Below are 19,026 nucleotides of genomic sequence, written 5' to 3' on the forward strand. Positions count from 1 at the left end.
CTTTAAAATATGATGGTTATAATATATTGCGATCATCATATTTTGAAAAAATATATACAGGAGGGATCGGGAGATGAGTAAGTTTGAATCCGTAGAAACGTTGGTTATTGGATCAGGCCCGGGAGGGTATGTGGCGGCGCTGCGAGCTGCACAGCTTGGGATGAAGACAGCCATTGTTGAACGCAATCAGCTTGGTGGAGTATGCACAAATGTTGGGTGTATTCCCTCCAAAGCATTGATTGCAGAATCCCATCGTTACGAGTTGCTCAAACTGTTCAACTCTGTAGATGCGGCAGCGTCATTTAAGAATGCTCAGGAGTTCAAGCAGGGGATTGTGAATAAGCAGGCAGGCGGAGTCAGCTATTTATTAAAGACGGCAGGAGTAAGTATTCTGGAAGGAGAGGCAAGGTTGGTTGATGAGCATACGGCTATTATCAGTCAGTCTGGGCAGGAGAAAACCCTTTCTTTTAAAAACGCCATCCTGGCTACAGGATCTCGTCCGATTGAGCTGCAAGCCTTTCCGGTTGGGGGACGTGTTTTGTCTTCCACAGAAGCACTGTCGCTGCCAGAGATTCCAAATAGCCTAGTAGTTATAGGTGGGGGATATATAGGTGTTGAGCTGGGGCAAATGTATGCCAAATTTGGAACAAAGGTAACGATTCTGGAGGGAGGAGATCAAGTGCTGCCTGGATTTGAGCCGGAGCTTGTGAGCCCTGTTGGAAGGCAGTTGAAAGCTGATGGGATTAAGATGATTACCGGAGCGACAGCTGTGAACGTAGTGCAGAGTCCGGATGCCATTACACTACATTATTTAAAAAATCAGGAGCAACAGCATGTGACAGCGGAATATGTGTTAGTCACTGTCGGCAGAAAAGCAAATACAGACGGCAATTTAGGGCTGGACCGTATAGGTTTGCCAGTGACGAGCAGGGGTTTAATTGAGACAGATGAACAGTGTAGAACGGCTATCCGGAATATTTTTGCAATTGGAGATATTACGTCAGGTCCAGCCCTTGCTCACAAAGCGTCCTATGAAGCCAAGATTGCGGCAGAAGCCATTGCAGGTCTTCCCTCCGAGGTTGATTATAGAGCCATTCCGCTTGTTGTTTTTTCTGATCCGGAGCTGGCCAGTGTTGGCTTAAGTGAAACAGAAGCAAAGGCAAAAGGCATCCCGCTGGTTATTGGCAAATCTACCTTTGGGATTAATGGGAGAGCATTGGCTTTGAGGCGAACTGAAGGTTTCGTCAAAATTGTAGCGGACCCGACCTCGGGAATTGTTATTGGTGCCCAAATTGTTGGAGTAGAAGCCTCCACACTGGTATCGGAGCTTGCCCTTGCTATTGAGATGGGAGCAACTGTAGAGGACTTGGCGATGACCATTTACCCTCATCCTACATTGGGAGAAGTGATTATGGAGGCTGCTGAAAATGTGGTTAGAAAAATGGTAAAGGGAGAGAGTGGAAAATGAAGATAAAAGCAGGTTTATATATAGGAATTGCTATTGTGTTGATCGTTGGTGGGGCGCTTCTTGCTGTAAAAGGAAAGGATGCTGTCAGTCAGGCTGAGAGCAGGAAACAAGGGATTCTTGATGCGGAGCAAAAGACTATATTTTATCAGAACAGTCCAGGTGCAATTGTTGAGGTCGGTGTGGCTGTAGGTGATTCTATTAAGCAGGGAGAGGTACTGTTCAAGGTTAAATCCGCTGAAGAAGGAGAAATAGTTGTACTCGCGCCGGAGGACGGATCGGTCAACAGGATTGTTGTAAAGCCGGGAGATCAAGTACAGCAAGGAATGCCAATGGCGGTTTTGCAAAAAAACAACTTTTATACAGACCTCTACATACAGGAAAGTGAAATTCAAAAGCTAGAGGTGAATCAAAGTATTGGCGTTCATTTTCCGTATTTGGACCATCCAGCCGAGGTGACGGGTATCGTTACTTCCATCGCAGCCGCCCCTCAATTTGCAAGCTTACGCATGTCACGTGAAAAAGGGCAAGCTGATTTAAGCATGTTTCTTGTCCGTATAGCTATGGATGCGAATGCTGAGTTGCTTCCGGGGATGACAGCGGAGGTGAAGCTCGATGAAATCACTGATTGACGAGTGGAAGTACGTGGCGGGCAGTAAGTATTTACGCCTGATTTTTATTGGTCCGCTTATCGCGGCTATATTTTTTGGCTTGATGTTCTCGAAGAATCAAATCAGCGAATCGCATGTTGTAGTCATTGATGAGGATCACAGCTCGTATTCACGACAGCTGATCTCTAAAATAAATGCTTCTCCATATATGAAGGTAACCAATGTATACTCCAGTCGCCTGAATCCAGAAACATTATTGGCAAATGAGCAGGCTGTCGCGGTCATCACCCTTCCCAAAGCGTTAGAGCAACATCAGCAGCAGGGGATATCAACGAATATCGGCATCTTCATGGATAACACCATGCCATCAGGGCTAACCGGCATCCGAACTGCGATTCAGGAAGTCATCCAGACGGAAAATATGACTCTTTCTATGACCCGTCTCCTTCAAAAGGGGATGGATGCCGAAACCTCTAAAGGGCTTGCTTCGCCGTTGTCCCTGCAGCAGCGGATGTTGTTTAATCCGACCACAAGTTATGTGAGCTTTATGGTCATTGGATTTGTGAATATTGTGGTGCTGATGATTACAACAAGCGCAGCTGGCTCGATTGTCCCTCGCTTGCGGCTGGAAGGGAAGCTCTTTGCAAACGGCAAGTCGCCTTTGCAGATTTGGATGCGTAGCGTACCTTACGCTGTCTTGACCACCCTTTCGCTGCTCCTATGTTATGGCTTATTAAAGCAGGTAGGGGGAATGCGCTTTGAAGCAGAGCCTTATCTGTTTGTCATTCCGCTGCTGCTGTATGCTTTTGCCTTGTCACTTATGGGCCTACTGATTGGCTATACTGCCAAAGACGTATCCAAAGTTAATTTACGAACCAATTTCGTATTGTATCCGTCGTTTCTGGCCACTGGAATCCAACTGAGTCCATTAGCGTTTCCGGAGTTTTTTCAAATTTCCGCATGGGTATTACCGATGAACTGGCTGAATCGCCTCATACGCGGGATGGCTTATCGGGATGGGGCGCTAACAGCCTACAGTCAGGAGCTGGGAGCACTGCTGATCATTATTGGCGTTGTATCCTTATTCATCGGATTGCTGGTGATCAGGGAAGCGAAGAAACCCGAGGTTCAGCTCTCGAAATCAGTCCCAGCTTCAGTAATCTAATCTACTCTAGTCGTGCAAAACGTTGTTCTGTGTTATTAAGATGCTTCACCCGCTCTTCTAAGCTGCGATCTGACATCCCGGCATAATTATACCAACGGAGGTTCTTCCGTATTCCCATTTTGCGAAAGGTTCCTCTGAACAGGATTTTGGTGATGGGGTTGCCAAAAATCCAGCGATAAAAGAAGTCGGGAGTGTTCATAACGGTCAGCAGGGATACTCCTTTAAGATTCGTGAGCAAGCACTTGAAGGGCCGTCCAGGTTTGATTTCTTCGTAGACAATGCCTTTTGCAAATACCTTATCAAGAAAGCCTTTGGTAAGAGCGGGCATGGCCTCCCACCAAATGGGGAATAGGAAGACGATATGATCTGCTGCCATAAGCCGCTGCTGATAATTGACGACTAGAGGGTCAATAGTTTTCTTTTGTCGCCAAGCAGCAAGTTCTTCGTACGACATGACTGGATTAAATCCATCGGCATGCAAATCGATAAGATCGATCGAATGGCCTTTAGTGGTAAGACCTCGCATCACGGAGGCTAGCAGGGCTGCGGAATAGCTTCGCTGATGTGGGACATTCTCGGATGCTGATGCTCCGTAGGGATGATCAAAAATAATTAAGACATTCATATAAATACCTTCTCTTCGTTTTATTGTTTCCTAGAAATTAAATATTAACTACGGAAATAATAATACATTTTAAGTTTCCTTGTTGTCAATATTATTTCTAGGAAACTTTATTTTTGAGCGGTGTCTTGTTAAAATGATCATAAGATGAATTTACGAGGAGACTTAACAGTGACACATTCTTTCGAGAACCTACCGAATAAGGATATTTTGATAAAAAAACTGATAGAGATGATTCCTCAATTACAAAAGCGATTTCAATCAGAGGATGATGAAGAAAAGGAATGGCTGCTCCAGAACTGTAGTAATCCCCTTATCATTGATTTCCTCCAAGACTCCACAGTCATGATGCTGCATGTAATAGATGCGATTGGACAGCTAGAGCCGGTGAATGGCACTACCATTTCGAAGCATTTCGGAATTCCGAAAGGCAGCGTGTCCAAAATCACTAGAAAATTAGTGCAGCAGCAAATTATTCGCACGGAGTTTCTCCCCGACAATAAAAAAGAAGTGCTGTTTCTTACAACACCTCTGGGAAAAGAAATATTCGTTTTGCATCAAGCTCTACATCATCAGATGAATAAAGGGATAAATCGGTTTCTTCAGAGATACAACGCAGATGAATTGTTATTCCTAATCCAAGCGTTCGAAGATACTTTGGAAGCCTCATGGGTTCATTCGGAATCGGTTGCTGAAGAAGAACTATTAAATGCTGGAGAATCTCTTGAGGGAATGGACAACGATGAAATGAGTCAAATCGTAGACATGCTTAACCAATTGGATACACGCAACCTTAAAAAGGCTAAGGTGATTCTCCAAGATGTATTTTTCACCTCTTTTGAGTAGCTTTATATTTTTTGATATTGGCTTATTTTCTTATCACCTTTCCACAATTGCTCTAAAAGCATGGCCAGTATAGTGCCGACAAGCAGACCATTACTGCAAATATATCGAAGTGTGGAAGGAAGACTCTGAAATACCGCTGGAGGCAAAAACATAAGTCCGATGCTCACCAACAACGTTATTCCTAGTATCGTTAATCGGCGATGATCAAGCTGTTCCCGCAACAAGGATTGGAATGCAATCCCTATGATTTGTACAAAAGTAGCTAGAAGTGCTGCACTGGCTACTGGCGCTGGAAGTAACGCTAGCACATTGACAACAGACGGCATAAGCGCGATTACGGTTAGTAACAGACAGGCCATAAGAAATGGCCGAATTCGCTTTTGCCCCGTTAATTTCATAAAGCCCGCCGAGGCTGGCAATGGAACAACGCCTATCGTTGAGAATAAGGCGGCTAGTATATGAGAGATCCCTCCCGTCCAAATCCCTCGACTTAATGCTGTTTTTTCATCTTTCGGTCCAACCGGAACTACTTGTTTTACAGCGGAAATGGAAGAAATTGTATTGGATACTAACAGAAACGTAAACAACAGTGAGGTAATTACGATCCCTAGATCAAATTGAGGTACTCCCCAAGCAAAAATTTGAGGGAACTTCAAGATGGGAGTTGAAGCTGCAAATGTTGGCCCCACTTTCCCGAATGCTACAAATAATGCCGAACCCAAGCCGATTCCAATCAGTACGGCGTAACTACTAATCCATCCTCTTCCTTTAATAGAGAGAAAAATAACAAGTCCAAAAATAAAAAAGGATATGAGTGCTGCCATAACATCTGGTTCGGCGCTTGTTCCCTGTAATCCAAGCATGCCCTTGACTAATACACCACTTAATTGCAAGGCGAGAATGAACAAAAATGAACCCGAAACTAAGGGTGTAAATAAAAATTGAAGCCTATAAACTAGCCCTGTAGTTCCTAATACGAAGAGAAGAAGACCGGCTACGATTAATCCTCCTTCTAGAATTTGTAATGTGTGCATCTGATCTAACCCTTGAATGAAGGCTAAGTTGCCTAATATGACAAAGATACTTACCCATGATCCCGCAGGTCCATCTGCAATAGGGTATTTATGTCCGAAGCATCCCTGAATAAACGAACTGATTCCTACAACGAAAAATGTCCGTTGCATTAAGGTTGAAATTTGTTCAAACGACAATTGAAAAATACCTCCAATGACAATGGGCAGAGCCACTGCATTGGCTAGCAAAAAAATAAACCATTGTACAGTACTGAGACTATTAGTAACACGTTTGTTCTCCATATCAACTCACCTTTACTATTGTTAACTATACAATCTATACGGAAAATGAAAGCCACCTTTCGATTTGAAATCGTTAAAAGGTGGCTTGCTTCTTAATCTATTACCATTTGCGATATGGCAAAAACTTTCCGTTCATCGTCAGAATGATGCGGTCACCGTTCGGATCTTCTTGCTTTTGTACATCGAATTGGAAATCGATTGCGCTCATGATACCTTCGCCAAGCTTCTCCAAAACAAGTTCTCTAATCGTTGGACCGTATACAAGCAGCATTTCGTATAGGCGATACAATCCTGGATCTGTAGGCGGCATATCGATGACATCGCCACGGTGTGGGATTTGTGTGAGTGCTTGAACCACTTGTTCGTCGAGTTCAAGCAATTTCCCCATTTTATCTGCTTCATTACGCGTCATTGTCGCTTGGCCCAACAGTGCAGTTACAACCCAGCTCTCTGAATGCTCACTTTCCTTTGCGATTTCGCCCCAAGTTAATCCTTTTGCAAATTTAGCGTCCAATATCTGTTGTGTCGCTTCTTTTCTATTCATATTTCATTGCTCCCTTTAGTTTAGTATAATGAGTATCGCTTAGTGCTTGTCGTGGCCTGTTACTTGTTCATATCCATTTACAATCAGATCGAGTTTACCAGTGTCTGGTGCTATCACCAGACCATGAACAGCTACCTCTTTCGGAATGAGCGGATGATTTCGTACCAGATCTATGTTTCCTTTAATCGAATCTACGACATTCGTAAAGCCGAACAACCATTTATGAAGATCGATACCTGCATATTCAAGTGAAGAAAGAATTTCTGGTGTCGCGACTCCGCGATCCATTATTTTTTGAAGTGTTCCTTCAGGGTTACTTTGACTCATGCCACAATTGTGGTGACCGATGATATAAATTTCTTCCGCATTCAGTTCGTAGACAGCCGTTACGATACTGCGCATGATGCTTCCAAATGCATGGGTAATCGTTCCACCTGCTGTTTTGATGACTTTGGCATCCCCATTGTGTATATTTAGAGCTTTAGGCAGCAGCTCAATCAGTCGAGCATCCATGCACGTTACGATAATCATGCGTTTTTTAGGAAACTTCGTTCCCTCATAAGGTAGATACTCCTTGTCTTCTACGAACTGATCGTTATACTCCAAAATTTCTTGTAATAGCATTCTTGGGCCTCCTTTGAAGTGTTTTAGTTATCACTGTTTCAATGGCTACTAACTAGTGAATCAGGATATAACTAAGTATAGATATTCATGCTTAAATGCTGAATAAGTTGGCGAAACGCTATATGTCCATTTGCTTTCATGACGAAAGGATTGATTTTTATTTTTGATCATATCGATTTTGCGATACTAGCATTACTAAAAGAAAACTCCAGAATTCAGTGGAAGGATATCGGCCAAAAGATACATATGACCGGCCAAGCCGTCGGAAATCGCATTAGGCGTTTAGAAGATTTGGGGGTTATCGAGCAATATACGATCGTTACTAATAAAGCAAAGCTAGGTCTGTCTATCACAGCCTTTATTACATTTTTTGTGGAATCAGCCAATCATCCTTTATTCCAGAAGTTCGTGATGGCAGAGGATGCTATCACCGAAGTGCATCGAATTAGCGGAGAAGGATGTTATGTGTTAACCGGACATTTTGCTTCTAATGAGGAGCTTGAGGCATTTCTGGCTCAACTTTTGAATCATGGTAATTATCGAGTGAGTCTATCCATCGGAAAAATAAAATCTTAATCCATACAAAAAAAAGAGGGGCGTAGACCCCTCTTTTCTTTTTCCAATTTATAATTTTTGATAATGATGTAAGAGATTCTCTATTCTATTCTGAATCATTTGTTTCAAGCCTTCAGGCTTCACCGCTCTAACATATTGACCATATCTCATGAAATAATTAGCTAGAAATTCTTCTTCGCCTAGATTATAGAATCCCTTTATGACTGTTTTCGGGCCAGCTTCTATTTTCATAGAGGGATAATGCTCTTTATAAAAAATATCCTTAGCTTGCTCCGCAATCTCAACTTCAAAGTGAATGCTGTTCTCGGATTGATAAAATTCTAAGGAACGATTAAGAAGTTCTTCTATAGAATAGCGGGCTGTGCGTTCCTCTTCTTCAATGAAGGTTATTCGATCACATCTAAACACCCTATATGTATTCGTATTTAACTCTATTCCAGTAGCATACCATTGACCAAACTTCGCGGAAATTCTGAAGAATTGAACGGGGTAGCTTTTTGTCTGGTTATTTTTTGTGTATTCAATGTTACAGGCACATTCATTTAGAATACTTGCCAGGATTTTATCTAAAAAACGACTAACATGCTTATGCTGATACATTTCAAATTGCAGAACCTTTTTCATTTTATGAATGTGGTGGATTTGTGTACTCGATAGACAGTGCTCGAACTTTTCGTTTAGCTTGTTAACACTTAAATGAAAAGGTGTAGATTGATAAGATTCTAGCGTCAGCATAGCAAAGTACAGTGCATAGACTTCATCTATCGTGAAAATAATAGGGGATAACAATCTATTTTTTAAAAGTCCATAACGTCCGTGTCTGCCATGCTCTGAATAAATAGGCATTCCTAATTGTTCTAATGAACTAATATCACGTAGCGCTGTGCTTTTTGAAATATTGTATTTCTCCATAAGGTCACTTAGATTAAAAAACTCTCGTCCGTTTAAGTATCTCATCATGTCATTTAATCGTTCTGATTTCTTCATATATAAAGCTCCTTATTAAGGTGTCATGTTTTGATACCTTTTTATATGATAATAAGTTTAAGATCACATATCAAATTTACGAAGGAGATTTATACTATGAGTACAACACTAGAAGTAGCTATTTTCTTATCGATGAAGGGAAGAGCAAAGGAAGCTATAGAATTTTACAAAAAGCATTTTAATGCAGAGGAATTGTTACGTGTTACCTATCAACAACTAGCAGAACGTGACAGCTCCATACAGCTTACGGATGAAAATAAGGATTATATTACTCACTCTGTCTTGTTAATCGGCAAAACCAAACTAATGATCGCAGAAGAAACCATGAATCCAAGTGAAGAATATACAGTGGGTAATAACACTTCATTATGTATTCAAAGTGCTGACTTAGAGGAAATTGAACACTTCTATAGTAGCTTAATCACAGATGAGGGAGTAAAAGTCATTGTTCCTTTATCTAGTAATGTGTTTAGTAAAGCCTACGGTATCATTGAAGATCCCTTTGGTATTCAAATTCAACTAATGTTTGATGAAAGATTACATTAACCCAAGCACGTTTATGCATTTAAAGTAAACCCATTTCACCGCTCAGCTGATCATAATTCAGGAATTATCCTGACGTTGGTCGGCTTTTTTGCATGTATTGAGGTTTATTTTTTATGAAAACTATTGAATTATTATGCATAGAGATGTATAGTATTTTTTAATTAACGTTAATTAAGTAAGTAAGGGATGTGGAATGTCTTGACCAAAAACAAGTTGAAAGAAGTAGCGATGCGACTATTCGGAGAGAAGGGTTACGAGGGTACGGCTCTCTCTGAAATTACGAAGGAAGTTGGCGTGAAGACTCCGGCGATCTATGCCTTTTTTGAGAATAAAGAGGATTTGTTTATGACGGTCTTTCGTGAGGCTATGCAGTCCTATAACACTTATATTCAAGAGCTGTCGGAAGAACAGAAAGTACTGAGTGCGCAGGAAAGTCTACGAGGCATATTGTCTAGACAGTATGAGTTCTATCAGAAGAGTCCTGAAGCAAGCAAAATTGTGCTGAGGTATGTGGTCTTCCCACCGGCATTCTTAAAGGAAACGATTGAGGAAGCATTTCTAGAGTCCGACGCGATGCTGACGAAGATCATTGAACAATTCATCTCAAAAGGGATGGAAGAGGGCGTAATTCGCGATCAATCCGTGCAGCTTCTCACAGATGCTTTTCTCAACTTGATGGATGGATTAAGCATGCAGTATTTCTATTACACTTCTAAAGGAATTTATGAGCGTAAGCTAAACCATGCGTTTGAAATGTACTGGAAGGGTGCGTCCTCATAGCACTACAGAAGAAGATAACAACAAGGGGATGGGGAGAATGGCAGAAGTAAGTGAAGTAAAGGGGAACGAGCTTAGCTCGGGGGATTTTGAGAGAGAGCCGGTTCCAGCGCATTTGCGTAAAAAATGGCTATCTATGTCGCTCGTCTGGATCGCCATCGGGATTGACCTATCAGCGATGTTCTTGGGTGCTCAGCTTGGCAATGGAATGAATCTGACGGATTCACTCACAGCAACAATAATCGGTTCGTTAATCCTAGGGGTGATCGGAGCGTTATGTGCGTATGTAGGGGCGAAAACAGGGTTATCGACATCGATGATCTCTCGGTTTCTATTCGGAAATGTGGGTGCACGTGTCGTAGCGGTTATCCTCGGTATTTTCTCACTCGGTTGGTTTGGGGTGCAGGTCGGGTTCTTCGCTTCGAATATGCAGACTGCTTTTAGTCAATTATGGGATATTCATCTGTCCTTAGGGGTGCTTTCATTCATAGGTGGGCTTCTGATGATGTCGACAGCTATTTGGGGATATCAATCTATTGAACGACTAAGCACCTGGTCCGTACCATTGCTTATTTTGTTTATCGGAGTGGCTATTTATTCCGCGTTCCACACCAAAGGAGCTTCAGCCGTGTGGGAACCGATTAGCGGAGCAGCGATCCCGATGGGGACAGCGATCTCGCTTGTTATTGGTATCTTTATTGTCGGCACGGTGCTTTCACCGGATATCGCTCGTTGGGCGCGCACACCGAAGCATGCTATAACCGCGGCCTTTATCGGCTTTTTTGTGGGTAACAGCTTCATGACGATTGTAGCTATTTTCCTATCTCGAATTATGGACACAGATGATCTGACGAATATTTTCATTGCGCTAGGACTTGGTCTTCCAGCCATTATCGTCTTAACCCTTGCCCAATGGACGACAAACACGAACAATTTATATTCTGCTTCGCTAGGGTTCTCTGTCGTGTTCCAAAAGGTTCCGAAAAAGCTAATTACTATTGTAGCAGGTATCTTTGCTACGTTGCTTGCCGTACTTGGCATCTATGATAAGTTTTTATCTTTCCTAAATATTATTACGGTGTTTGTCTCTCCAATCGGGGGGATCTACACGTCCGAATTTTTGCTTGTAGATCGAAAGAAATTCACTTTTGAGGGTCTGGATCGCAACAAAAACTGGGTGATTCGCTCCTTAGCGGTATGGGTTGCAGCTACGTTGTTCGCTTTTATGACAACCGCAGCGCCAGATGGATTTGGATGGTTCCAAATCACGAGCGTACCGGCACTAGATGCGTTTATGTTCGCCTTTATCGTGCAGTGGATTGTCGGCAAAATCATGACTAAGAAGGGATAACATCATGAGAAATCACAAACTAACAGAATTAAATGAGCAAGCGGTGCAATACATTGCTGTAGGTGCAGCCGTTCTTGGAACAGGTGGGGGCGGTGACCCGCATATTGGTAAATTGATGGCGATGGAAGCCATTCGCAAATACGGTCCTGTTCGTGTAATAAGTCCGGAGGATCTGGAAGACGATGCTTTGGTTGTTCCTATATCCATGATTGGTGCACCTACGGTTATGAATGAGAAGATTCCTTCGATTCAGCAAATGATCAAGCCTTTGGATATGATTGAGAAAGAGCTTGGACGTAAGGTGAGCGCCATTATGCCGATTGAGGTCGGTGGCGGTAACTCATTGGTTCCTGTGATTACGGCTGCGGAACGCAATATTCCTATCGTAGATGCGGATGCCATGGGCCGTGCTTTTCCAGAATCGCAAATGGTGACATTCTACTTGGACGGTATTGACTGTAGTCCGATTACGATGGCAGATGAACGCGGCAACGGTGTACTTATGCATGCGATCGACGGTGTTTGGGAAGAGCGGATGGCGCGTGCGGTTACGATTCAAATGGGCGGATCGGCTTCGATTTGTGATTATCCGGTGACTGGAGCGCAGGTAAAGAAAAGTGCAATTCCGCATACCTTGACGCTTGCGTATGAAATCGGAAAAACATTGTTCGAATCTAAGGAATTGAAGCAGAATCCCATCGAAATGCTGTTGAAGCAGTTGAATGGATATGCTTTGTTCCAAGGGAAGGCAGTAGATATCCGTCGTCGTACAGAAGGCGGATTTACACGCGGTGAAGCGATCTTCGAAGGTACAGATGCTAAAAAGGGACGTACGATGACTTTGTTCTTCCAGAATGAGTTCCTTCTTGCCACAGAAGATGGACATTCAATTGCTATTACTCCTGACCTGATCTCTGTGCTTGACCAGGATACTGGTATGCCAATCACGACTGAGAATTTGAAATACGGTGCCCGGGTGAGTGTGGTTGGTTTCCCTTGTGATCCGAAATGGCGTTCACCAAAGGGCCTCGAGACGGTAGGTCCACAATATTTTGGCTATGATGCACCTTATGTTCCAATTGAACAATTGGCAGCAGAGAAAGGGGGAGCAGAGTAATGTCTCATACGAATGTAGACAACATGGAAGAAATATACCGCATTGGGATTGATGTCGGCGGGACCAATACAGATGCAGCCTTGCTCGACTCCAAGTTAAACACCATTCATACGATAAAAGTGCATACCACACGTGATGTGAATGAAGGCATTACTGAATCCATCCGTCGTTTGTTAGCAGAGAGTAGTGTGAATCCGGCGCAGATTCGTCATGCAATGCTCGGAACTACGCACTGTACGAATGCTATTGTAGAGCGCAAGCACTTGGGGAAAGTCGGCTTGATTCGAATCGGGGCACCGGCAACAACTGCGGTTCCTCCACTTGCGGATTGGGACGATACACTTAAGGCAACGGTTTGCCCACATGCTTATGTTGTTCATGGTGGATATGAATATGATGGCCGCACGATTGTTGAAATGGATGAAGAAGAGATTCTAGACTGCTTTTTGAAAATGAAGGGTGAAGTCGAAGCGGTTGCGATCTGTGGTGTGTTCTCCCCAGTGAATACCTCGCAGGAGAAACGTGTCGAAGAACTAGCAAAGCAAATACTTGGCACAGATATGCCTGTGACGTTGTCTCATGAGATTGGAAGTATTGGATTGCTCGAGCGTGAGAACGCGTCGTTGCTGAACGGCGCATTACTTAACGTCATTGCTGGAGTCGTAAAGGGCTTCGAAGAGGCGCTTCACACTTATGGAATTGACGCGAGCCTATACATCTGTCAGAACGATGGAACACTGATGTACAGTGAATATGCGCTTCGTTACCCGATTCTGACGATTGCTTGCGGTCCGACGAATTCCATTCGGGGCGCGGCACACTTGTCAGGTCTGAATGATGCACTTGTTGTTGATATCGGTGGCACCACGACAGATATCGGCGTCCTGATGCAAGGCTTCCCGCGTCAATCCTCCGCTGCGGTTGAGATTGGCGGGATTCGCACGAACTTCCGCATGCCGGATATCTTATCGATCGGGATCGGCGGCGGTACAATCGTTCGCTTGGATGAAACGCAGGATCAGGTAACAGTGGGTCCGGATAGCGTGGGGTACGAGCTATTGAAGCGCGGCCTCATCTTTGGTGGTGATACGCTCACAGCAACGGATGTGGCGGTGAAGCTTAATCGATACGAGTGGAAAGATGCGCAGACTGAGGCACTTGATGAATTGATCTGCAAGAGAGCAGATGAGATCATTACGCGGGATATCGAGGAAGCGATTGATCGGATGAAGACAAGCTCAGACTCTGTTGACGTCATCTTGGTCGGCGGCGGAAGCATTCTTGTGGCAGACAAGCTTGAAGGTGTAGCACGGATTGTAAGACCGGATCACTATGATGCTGCGAATGCGATTGGCGCTGCGTTAGGTGAGGTGAGTGGGGAGACAGAGCGGATTTATTCCCTGGACGAAATGTCTTATGATGAGGCTAAGGAAGATGCCCGCAGCCATGCAATAGAGCAAGCTGTTCTAGCCGGTGCAGATCGCGATACCGTTCAGATCGTATTGTCTGAGGATATTCCGATTGCATACTTGCCGGGCAATGCCTTGCTGGTAAAAGTAAAAGCGGCTGGACGTTTATAAGATGATTATGGATCTGCCTTGAGGAGTGAACTCTTCGAGGCGGATCTTTTTTAAAATATAAGAAAGTATAAGTTTCACGCTATACATTATCCTTATATTTCTCGCATAAACGCATACCGTCCTTTAGGGACGCCGAAGGCGTTTTTGCTTGCTTACACAATGGTATGACCAGAAGAAAGGGTATTTAGAATAGCTGTCGAAGTGGGTTATGTACATATTTTAACGATGGGAGAGAGGACAATGAAAGTGATTAGCACATTAGAAATCGTAGATGTACAGACAGGGGAACGTACTGCGCTCCGCTCATTTGATTACTTAATCGAGGCACCCAATTGGACGAGCAATGGTAAGCGTCTTATTTATAATAGTCGAGGTTGTCTCTATTCGTTCGACATAGCAATCGGTGAGAGCATTCGTATTGATTCGGGATTTGCTACGGAATGTAATAACGATCATGTTCTGTCTTTTGACAACACCAAGATCGCAATTAGTCATCATACAAAAGAAGATGGTAAATCTCGTATATATACTCTTCCCATGGAGGGTGGCGAACCGGTTCTAGTTACACCGAATGCTCCAAGCTATTTACATGGTTGGTCTCCAAATGGTGCTGAATTGGCCTATTGTGCAGAGCGCAACGGTCAGTATGATATTTATACCATTCCAGTAGACGGGGGAGTAGAGGTACAACTGACGGATTCGCCTGGGCTGGATGATGGGCCTGAATATTCACCAGATGGACGGCATATTTGGTTCAATTCGGTGCGTACAGGGCTAATGCAGGTGTGGCGAATGAATGCCGACGGCAGTGAGCAAACGCAGATGACTTTTGATGAGAGTAATAACTGGTTCCCGCATGTATCGCCAGATGGTCAGACGATTGCCTACCTTAGTTACCGCAAAGGAGATGTAGATCCTGGCGATCACCCTGCGAATAAGGATGTTGAGATTCGATTGATGGCAAGCACGGGAGGCGAGTATCGCACACTAGTACAGCTGTTCGGAGGTCAGGGTACGATTAACGTGAATTCGTGGTCCCCGGATAGTAAGAGATTGGCGTTTGTAAGTTATGTGGTGGAGGAATAGGCATAAAATACCGATAAAAATTATAGTGTTTTTATTTATACATAGATGGGGGAAAAGTTGGATGAAGAGGATTTTTAGTGTTTTGCTAATGGTATTACTAGTTATACCAGCGCTCGGCACTACAACCTTTGCGAGCAGTACGGTGAAGGCTAAGGTGACCGAGAGCAGTACATATTTTGACGGAGAACAAAGGGATCTGAAAGGGTTCAATATCTCGAACAACAATTATTTCCGGCTGCGCGATGTAGCGGAGTATTTCTCGGGAACAGCCAGTCAATTTGATATCACTTGGAATAAAGCAAACAATGCGATAGAGATCATAACCGGGCAAGCCTATACTCCTGAAAAGAAAGCTAGCAGCAACTATTATAGTCGCAATAGAAATTATTCAGCTACGCTGTCGACCTCTAAAGTGCTAGTGGATGGGCAGCTGCAGTCTATTACGGCATACAATATTGATGAGAATAACTATGTTCAGTTGCGAGATTTGGCGGGAAAGATTCCATTCGATATCGATTATGATGTTCAGTCTGATCGTATATCACTGTTCTCTAAAGTTCCAGATCATGCTTACCGGGTGAAGTCGGCGGTGGAAACCGAAAGTAACGCTGTATCTTCTTATTTTCCCAGATGGAAAAGTACGGCCACTTCCTATCTCGTGAATAATAATGACGGGACTGTAAGTGTCCTTGAGGCGAATAAGGAAGTTACGATTGAATCATATAATGAGAAGTTTGAACTAACTGGAAATAAGAGTATCCCTTTTGAGCTTCCGATATTTGGTGGTTTCTATAGTGGGGAGAAGTATAACTACATTGCTTTTGGACAAGAGAATCGCGAAGAGAATGATAGCAAAGAAGTGATTCGTATTGTCCGTTATGATAAAAGCTTTAATAGAGTAGATAGTGTCTCCATTAAGGGTGGCGAGAGTTATACGGTTAGCCCTTTTGATTCTGGCTCTGGTAATATGGCCGAGACTGGTGATACGCTTGTATTCCACACCTCACGTACAAGATACACGACAGAAGATAAACTAAATCATCAATCCCAGCTGACCATTATCGTGAATACCCAAACTATGATCGTGACGAATGATCTGGGAAGATTCCAGAAGAATCATGTTAGCCACTCTTTTGATCAATATGTATTGTTTGATGGTGCTACGCATGTTCTAGTGGATCATGGTGATGCCTATCCTCGTTCGATTGTGCTGAATAAAGGAAATGGAACCAGCTATAACGAGGTAGACCTGTTTAATATCCCCGGCAAAATCGGAGCGAACACCACAGGCGTTTCTATAGGCGGATTTGAGATATCTTCGGCGAACTATATTGTCGCTATGAATACGATTGACCATTCGCTTGTCAAGGAATATACGTCTTATGAGATGGTGGGACTGGAGAAGGACCAGAGAGATATCGTTCTTAGTGTACTGCCAAAAGCTAACCTGTCTAGCACAGCAGTGAACCACATCACCTTGGCTAAATATGTAGGTACGAACCAGATCGCTTCCATTCCTAAACTAGTGAAAATAACAGACGATAGGCTGATGGTGCTGTGGCAGGAATTTGATAAGGAGAATCATCCGGGTGACTTGAAATATGTTCTTATAAATGGAGAGGGTGCAACCACTGGCGGTATCCAAACGATTAAGAACTTTGCACTATCAGAAAGCAACCCTATTGTTAGTGGGGACAAAATTGTATGGTATACCAATAACAAAGGATCCAGACTGTTTTATTCGATCTCATTAAATTAATTCACAATCTTTTTTGAATTGTAAGTAGCATACACGAGCGATTTAAATCGAATTCCCAGCAAAAGGTTATCCTGTTAATGCCAATATGAGGTATACAGGATAGCCTCTTTTCATTAAGCAGCATTCTAGACGTCGTCTTTGTTGGAAATCATGACATGCTAACATTTGTACCCCTGATCATCTAACAAAAAGACACCCGTGTACGCGTCAGACTTCTCACTCCAACAATATGACTCCCCATCGCTAACACCTGTCTGTTCCGCATACCTGACTCCTTAGATAAAATGAAAGCGCATACTTCTTTTGAAAAGGAGTCCAACGATATGAACTTTAATCTTAACGAGGTACCCTTCAGCCGAAGAGGCACCTTTCTGGCTATTTCTGAACTACCTGAATCGGATGTTAGGGCGGAGGGACTTTATTTACGAACTGTGCGTGGTGGTGATGATAAATTTGGTGAAGCTTTTCAAATTGAACTGCTGGACGAGAATAATCAGTATATCCCGTATGAGGCCAAGGCCGAGCCTACGCTGCTTCGTTTGAATACGGATACCGAAAACATCTATGCGGAAATCTGTATTACAGATGGCCGTACGGTCCGGTTCAAGAGCAGAGGATGTGGCATTCGCCTCGCCTTCCGTACCTCAGCCTACGATTATGCTTATGAACACACCGCAGGCAGTTGGGAAGTAAACAGCTTCACCCATGAATGCCGGTTCATGCTCACCCGGCTAACCGGGGCGCTTCGGATGGAGGTACCTTGGGACAAAATCAAAAGTTCCCGCATTGTGGCGGAGTTCGTCCCTGAAGCGGGTACGGAAATTGCCGAGTTCGCGGTGGAAGAATTCCGTACGGTATGGGAACAGCGTGAGGCCTGGAGGTCATGGGAGGAAGCGGTACTAGAGGTGCAACAGGAATATGACCAGTGGCTGGGTGCCAGCTTGACAGTTCCCGAACGCTGGCAGGACGGCCGTGAACTGGCGGCTTATATTACCTGGTCCTGTCTGGTTCCCGCGGAAGGATGCTTGACCCGACCTGCTATGTATATGTCGAAGAACTGGATGACGAATATTTGGAGCTGGGATCACTGCTTCAATGCGATGGCTCTTGTAAGACATCATCCAGAGCTGGCCTGGGACCAGTTTATGATCTTCTTCGACCGCCAGGATGAGAGCGGCCTGATTCCGGACTTTATCAACGACAAGTACGAGCTTTGGAACTGCAACAAGCCGCCTATTCATGGCTGGACGCTGGCCTGGATGATGCAGCGGACGGATTATATTAAGGAATCCCATCTTCGAGAAGTGTATGGACCCTTGAGCAAGTGGACGAACTGGTGGTTCCATTACCGGGATAACGACAAGGACGGTATACCACAGTACAATCATGGAAACGATTCGGGTTGGGACAACAGTACTGCCTTTAATAACGGGATTCCGGTGGAGAGTCCGGATCTGGCAGCATTTTTGATCCTGCAGATCGAACTGCTTGCCGAAATTGCTGGGCTTCTGGGGCTTACCGACGAAAGCACCGCATGGAGACGATTAGGCGAGGAGACCCTGGAGAAAATGCTGCGTCATTTCTGGAAGGATGGAAGGTTCACCGCTTGCCGTTCTGGAACTCACGAAGCATCCGACGGCGACAGCCTGCTGCTCTTCGTGCCCATTCTGCTTGGCAAGCGGCTGCCGGAGCCAATCCTGCGCGCACTGCTGGATGGCCTGCGGGATGAGAGCCGCTTCTTGACGCCGAACGGCTGGGCTACAGAGAGTGTGAAGAGCCCTTACTACACGCCGGATGGCTATTGGCGAGGCCCAATCTGGGCGCCATCAACCATGCTGCTCGTGGAAGGTGTGGCCGCGGCGGGGGATGTTGAGCTGGCAAGTGAGGTAGCCCGGCGATTCTGCAATATGCTGAACAAGAGTGGCATGGCCGAGAACTTCGATGCCCTGACGGGTCAAGGGCTTCGCGACAGGGCGTTTACTTGGACCTCAAGTGTCTTCTTAATCCTAGGGCACGAGTATACAACCTAAAAACATACGGGCACTTCCTCCTGG

18 protein-coding genes are annotated in these 19,026 nt (G+C 44.3%); 13 read left to right on the plus strand and 5 right to left on the minus strand.

Going from position 1 to position 19,026, the window contains the following annotated elements:
* Nucleotides 1–73: 73 nt before the first annotated feature.
* The 3 genes from lpdA to QNH28_RS03765 are packed head-to-tail and all read left to right on the plus strand — an operon-like array spanning nt 74 to nt 3,241.
* The gene (gene lpdA / locus QNH28_RS03755) at nt 74–1,468 is read left to right on the plus strand and encodes a dihydrolipoyl dehydrogenase (RefSeq protein WP_283910228.1); all 1,395 of its coding nucleotides are present in this window, start codon (nt 74–76) and stop codon (nt 1,466–1,468) included.
* Nucleotides 1,465–2,097: a biotin/lipoyl-containing protein gene (locus QNH28_RS03760; protein WP_283910229.1), complete on the plus strand. Its 633-nt coding sequence runs from the start codon at nt 1,465–1,467 to the stop codon at nt 2,095–2,097. Before lpdA ends, QNH28_RS03760 begins: the two co-directional genes overlap by 4 nt.
* Nucleotides 2,081–3,241 carry an ABC transporter permease gene (locus tag QNH28_RS03765; RefSeq protein WP_283910230.1) on the plus strand — a complete coding sequence of 387 codons (1,161 nt, stop codon included), beginning with the start codon at nt 2,081–2,083 and terminating at the stop codon, nt 3,239–3,241. Before QNH28_RS03760 ends, QNH28_RS03765 begins: the two co-directional genes overlap by 17 nt.
* A gap of 1 nt (nt 3,242) precedes the next feature.
* Here QNH28_RS03765 and QNH28_RS03770 read toward each other — a convergent pair whose 3' ends face one another.
* The gene (locus QNH28_RS03770; protein ID WP_283910231.1) at nt 3,243–3,866 is read right to left on the minus strand and encodes an NAD(P)H-dependent oxidoreductase; all 624 of its coding nucleotides are present in this window, start codon (nt 3,864–3,866) and stop codon (nt 3,243–3,245) included.
* A gap of 168 nt (nt 3,867–4,034) precedes the next feature.
* Here QNH28_RS03770 and QNH28_RS03775 point away from each other — a divergent pair, with 168 nt between their 5' ends.
* Complete coding sequence (locus tag QNH28_RS03775; protein WP_283910232.1) at nt 4,035–4,709, plus strand: MarR family transcriptional regulator; 675 nt, start codon at nt 4,035–4,037, stop codon at nt 4,707–4,709.
* Nucleotides 4,710–4,711: 2 nt separating this feature from the next.
* Here QNH28_RS03775 and QNH28_RS03780 read toward each other — a convergent pair whose 3' ends face one another.
* From QNH28_RS03780 to QNH28_RS03790, 3 genes are all read right to left on the minus strand, one after another.
* Nucleotides 4,712–6,025, minus strand: a complete 1,314-nt coding sequence (locus tag QNH28_RS03780) for a purine/pyrimidine permease (RefSeq protein WP_283910233.1) — start codon at nt 6,023–6,025, stop codon at nt 4,712–4,714.
* A gap of 100 nt (nt 6,026–6,125) precedes the next feature.
* Nucleotides 6,126–6,569, minus strand: a complete 444-nt coding sequence (gene cynS, locus QNH28_RS03785) for a cyanase (RefSeq protein WP_283910234.1) — start codon at nt 6,567–6,569, stop codon at nt 6,126–6,128.
* Nucleotides 6,570–6,608: 39 nt separating this feature from the next.
* Nucleotides 6,609–7,193, minus strand: a complete 585-nt coding sequence (locus tag QNH28_RS03790) for a beta-class carbonic anhydrase (protein WP_283910235.1) — start codon at nt 7,191–7,193, stop codon at nt 6,609–6,611.
* Between the two features lie 138 nt (nt 7,194–7,331).
* On the opposite strand from QNH28_RS03790, the gene QNH28_RS03795 reads away from it, so the two are divergent.
* On the plus strand, nt 7,332–7,769 hold the full coding sequence (locus QNH28_RS03795) for an Lrp/AsnC family transcriptional regulator (RefSeq protein WP_042124175.1): 438 nt from the start codon (nt 7,332–7,334) through the stop codon (nt 7,767–7,769).
* A 48-nt stretch (nt 7,770–7,817) separates the two neighbouring features.
* On the opposite strand, the gene QNH28_RS03800 is transcribed toward QNH28_RS03795, so the two are convergent.
* The gene (locus tag QNH28_RS03800; RefSeq protein WP_283910236.1) at nt 7,818–8,756 is read right to left on the minus strand and encodes a helix-turn-helix transcriptional regulator; all 939 of its coding nucleotides are present in this window, start codon (nt 8,754–8,756) and stop codon (nt 7,818–7,820) included.
* Between the two features lie 96 nt (nt 8,757–8,852).
* Here QNH28_RS03800 and QNH28_RS03805 point away from each other — a divergent pair, with 96 nt between their 5' ends.
* The 8 genes from QNH28_RS03805 (at nt 8,853) to QNH28_RS03840 (ending at nt 19,002) form a co-directional block, all read left to right on the plus strand.
* Nucleotides 8,853–9,302 (plus strand): VOC family protein, encoded by a 450-nt coding sequence (locus QNH28_RS03805; protein ID WP_283910237.1) that lies wholly within the window; start codon nt 8,853–8,855, stop codon nt 9,300–9,302.
* 198 nt (nt 9,303–9,500) lie between these two features.
* Nucleotides 9,501–10,082: a TetR/AcrR family transcriptional regulator gene (locus tag QNH28_RS03810; protein WP_042184917.1), complete on the plus strand. Its 582-nt coding sequence runs from the start codon at nt 9,501–9,503 to the stop codon at nt 10,080–10,082.
* A 37-nt stretch (nt 10,083–10,119) separates the two neighbouring features.
* Nucleotides 10,120–11,430, plus strand: coding sequence for a cytosine permease (locus tag QNH28_RS03815; protein WP_076286137.1), 1,311 nt, complete (start codon nt 10,120–10,122; stop codon nt 11,428–11,430).
* 4 nt (nt 11,431–11,434) lie between these two features.
* The gene (locus QNH28_RS03820; RefSeq protein WP_481858352.1) at nt 11,435–12,547 is read left to right on the plus strand and encodes an S-methyl thiohydantoin desulfurase family protein; all 1,113 of its coding nucleotides are present in this window, start codon (nt 11,435–11,437) and stop codon (nt 12,545–12,547) included.
* Nucleotides 12,547–14,127 carry a hydantoinase/oxoprolinase N-terminal domain-containing protein gene (locus QNH28_RS03825; RefSeq protein ID WP_283910238.1) on the plus strand — a complete coding sequence of 527 codons (1,581 nt, stop codon included), beginning with the start codon at nt 12,547–12,549 and terminating at the stop codon, nt 14,125–14,127. The genes QNH28_RS03820 and QNH28_RS03825 overlap by 1 nt, the downstream gene beginning before the upstream one ends.
* A 240-nt stretch (nt 14,128–14,367) precedes the next feature.
* Nucleotides 14,368–15,213 (plus strand): TolB family protein, encoded by an 846-nt coding sequence (locus QNH28_RS03830; protein ID WP_283910239.1) that lies wholly within the window; start codon nt 14,368–14,370, stop codon nt 15,211–15,213.
* 61 nt (nt 15,214–15,274) lie between these two features.
* Complete coding sequence (locus QNH28_RS03835; protein ID WP_283910240.1) at nt 15,275–16,972, plus strand: hypothetical protein; 1,698 nt, start codon at nt 15,275–15,277, stop codon at nt 16,970–16,972.
* A gap of 323 nt (nt 16,973–17,295) precedes the next feature.
* Nucleotides 17,296–19,002: an amylo-alpha-1,6-glucosidase gene (locus QNH28_RS03840; RefSeq protein ID WP_283910241.1), complete on the plus strand. Its 1,707-nt coding sequence runs from the start codon at nt 17,296–17,298 to the stop codon at nt 19,000–19,002.
* Nucleotides 19,003–19,026 lie beyond the last annotated feature (24 nt).

The sequence above is a fragment of the Paenibacillus sp. G2S3 genome, from assembly GCF_030123105.1.
Classification (GTDB): Bacteria; Bacillota; Bacilli; order Paenibacillales; family Paenibacillaceae; genus Paenibacillus_AQ.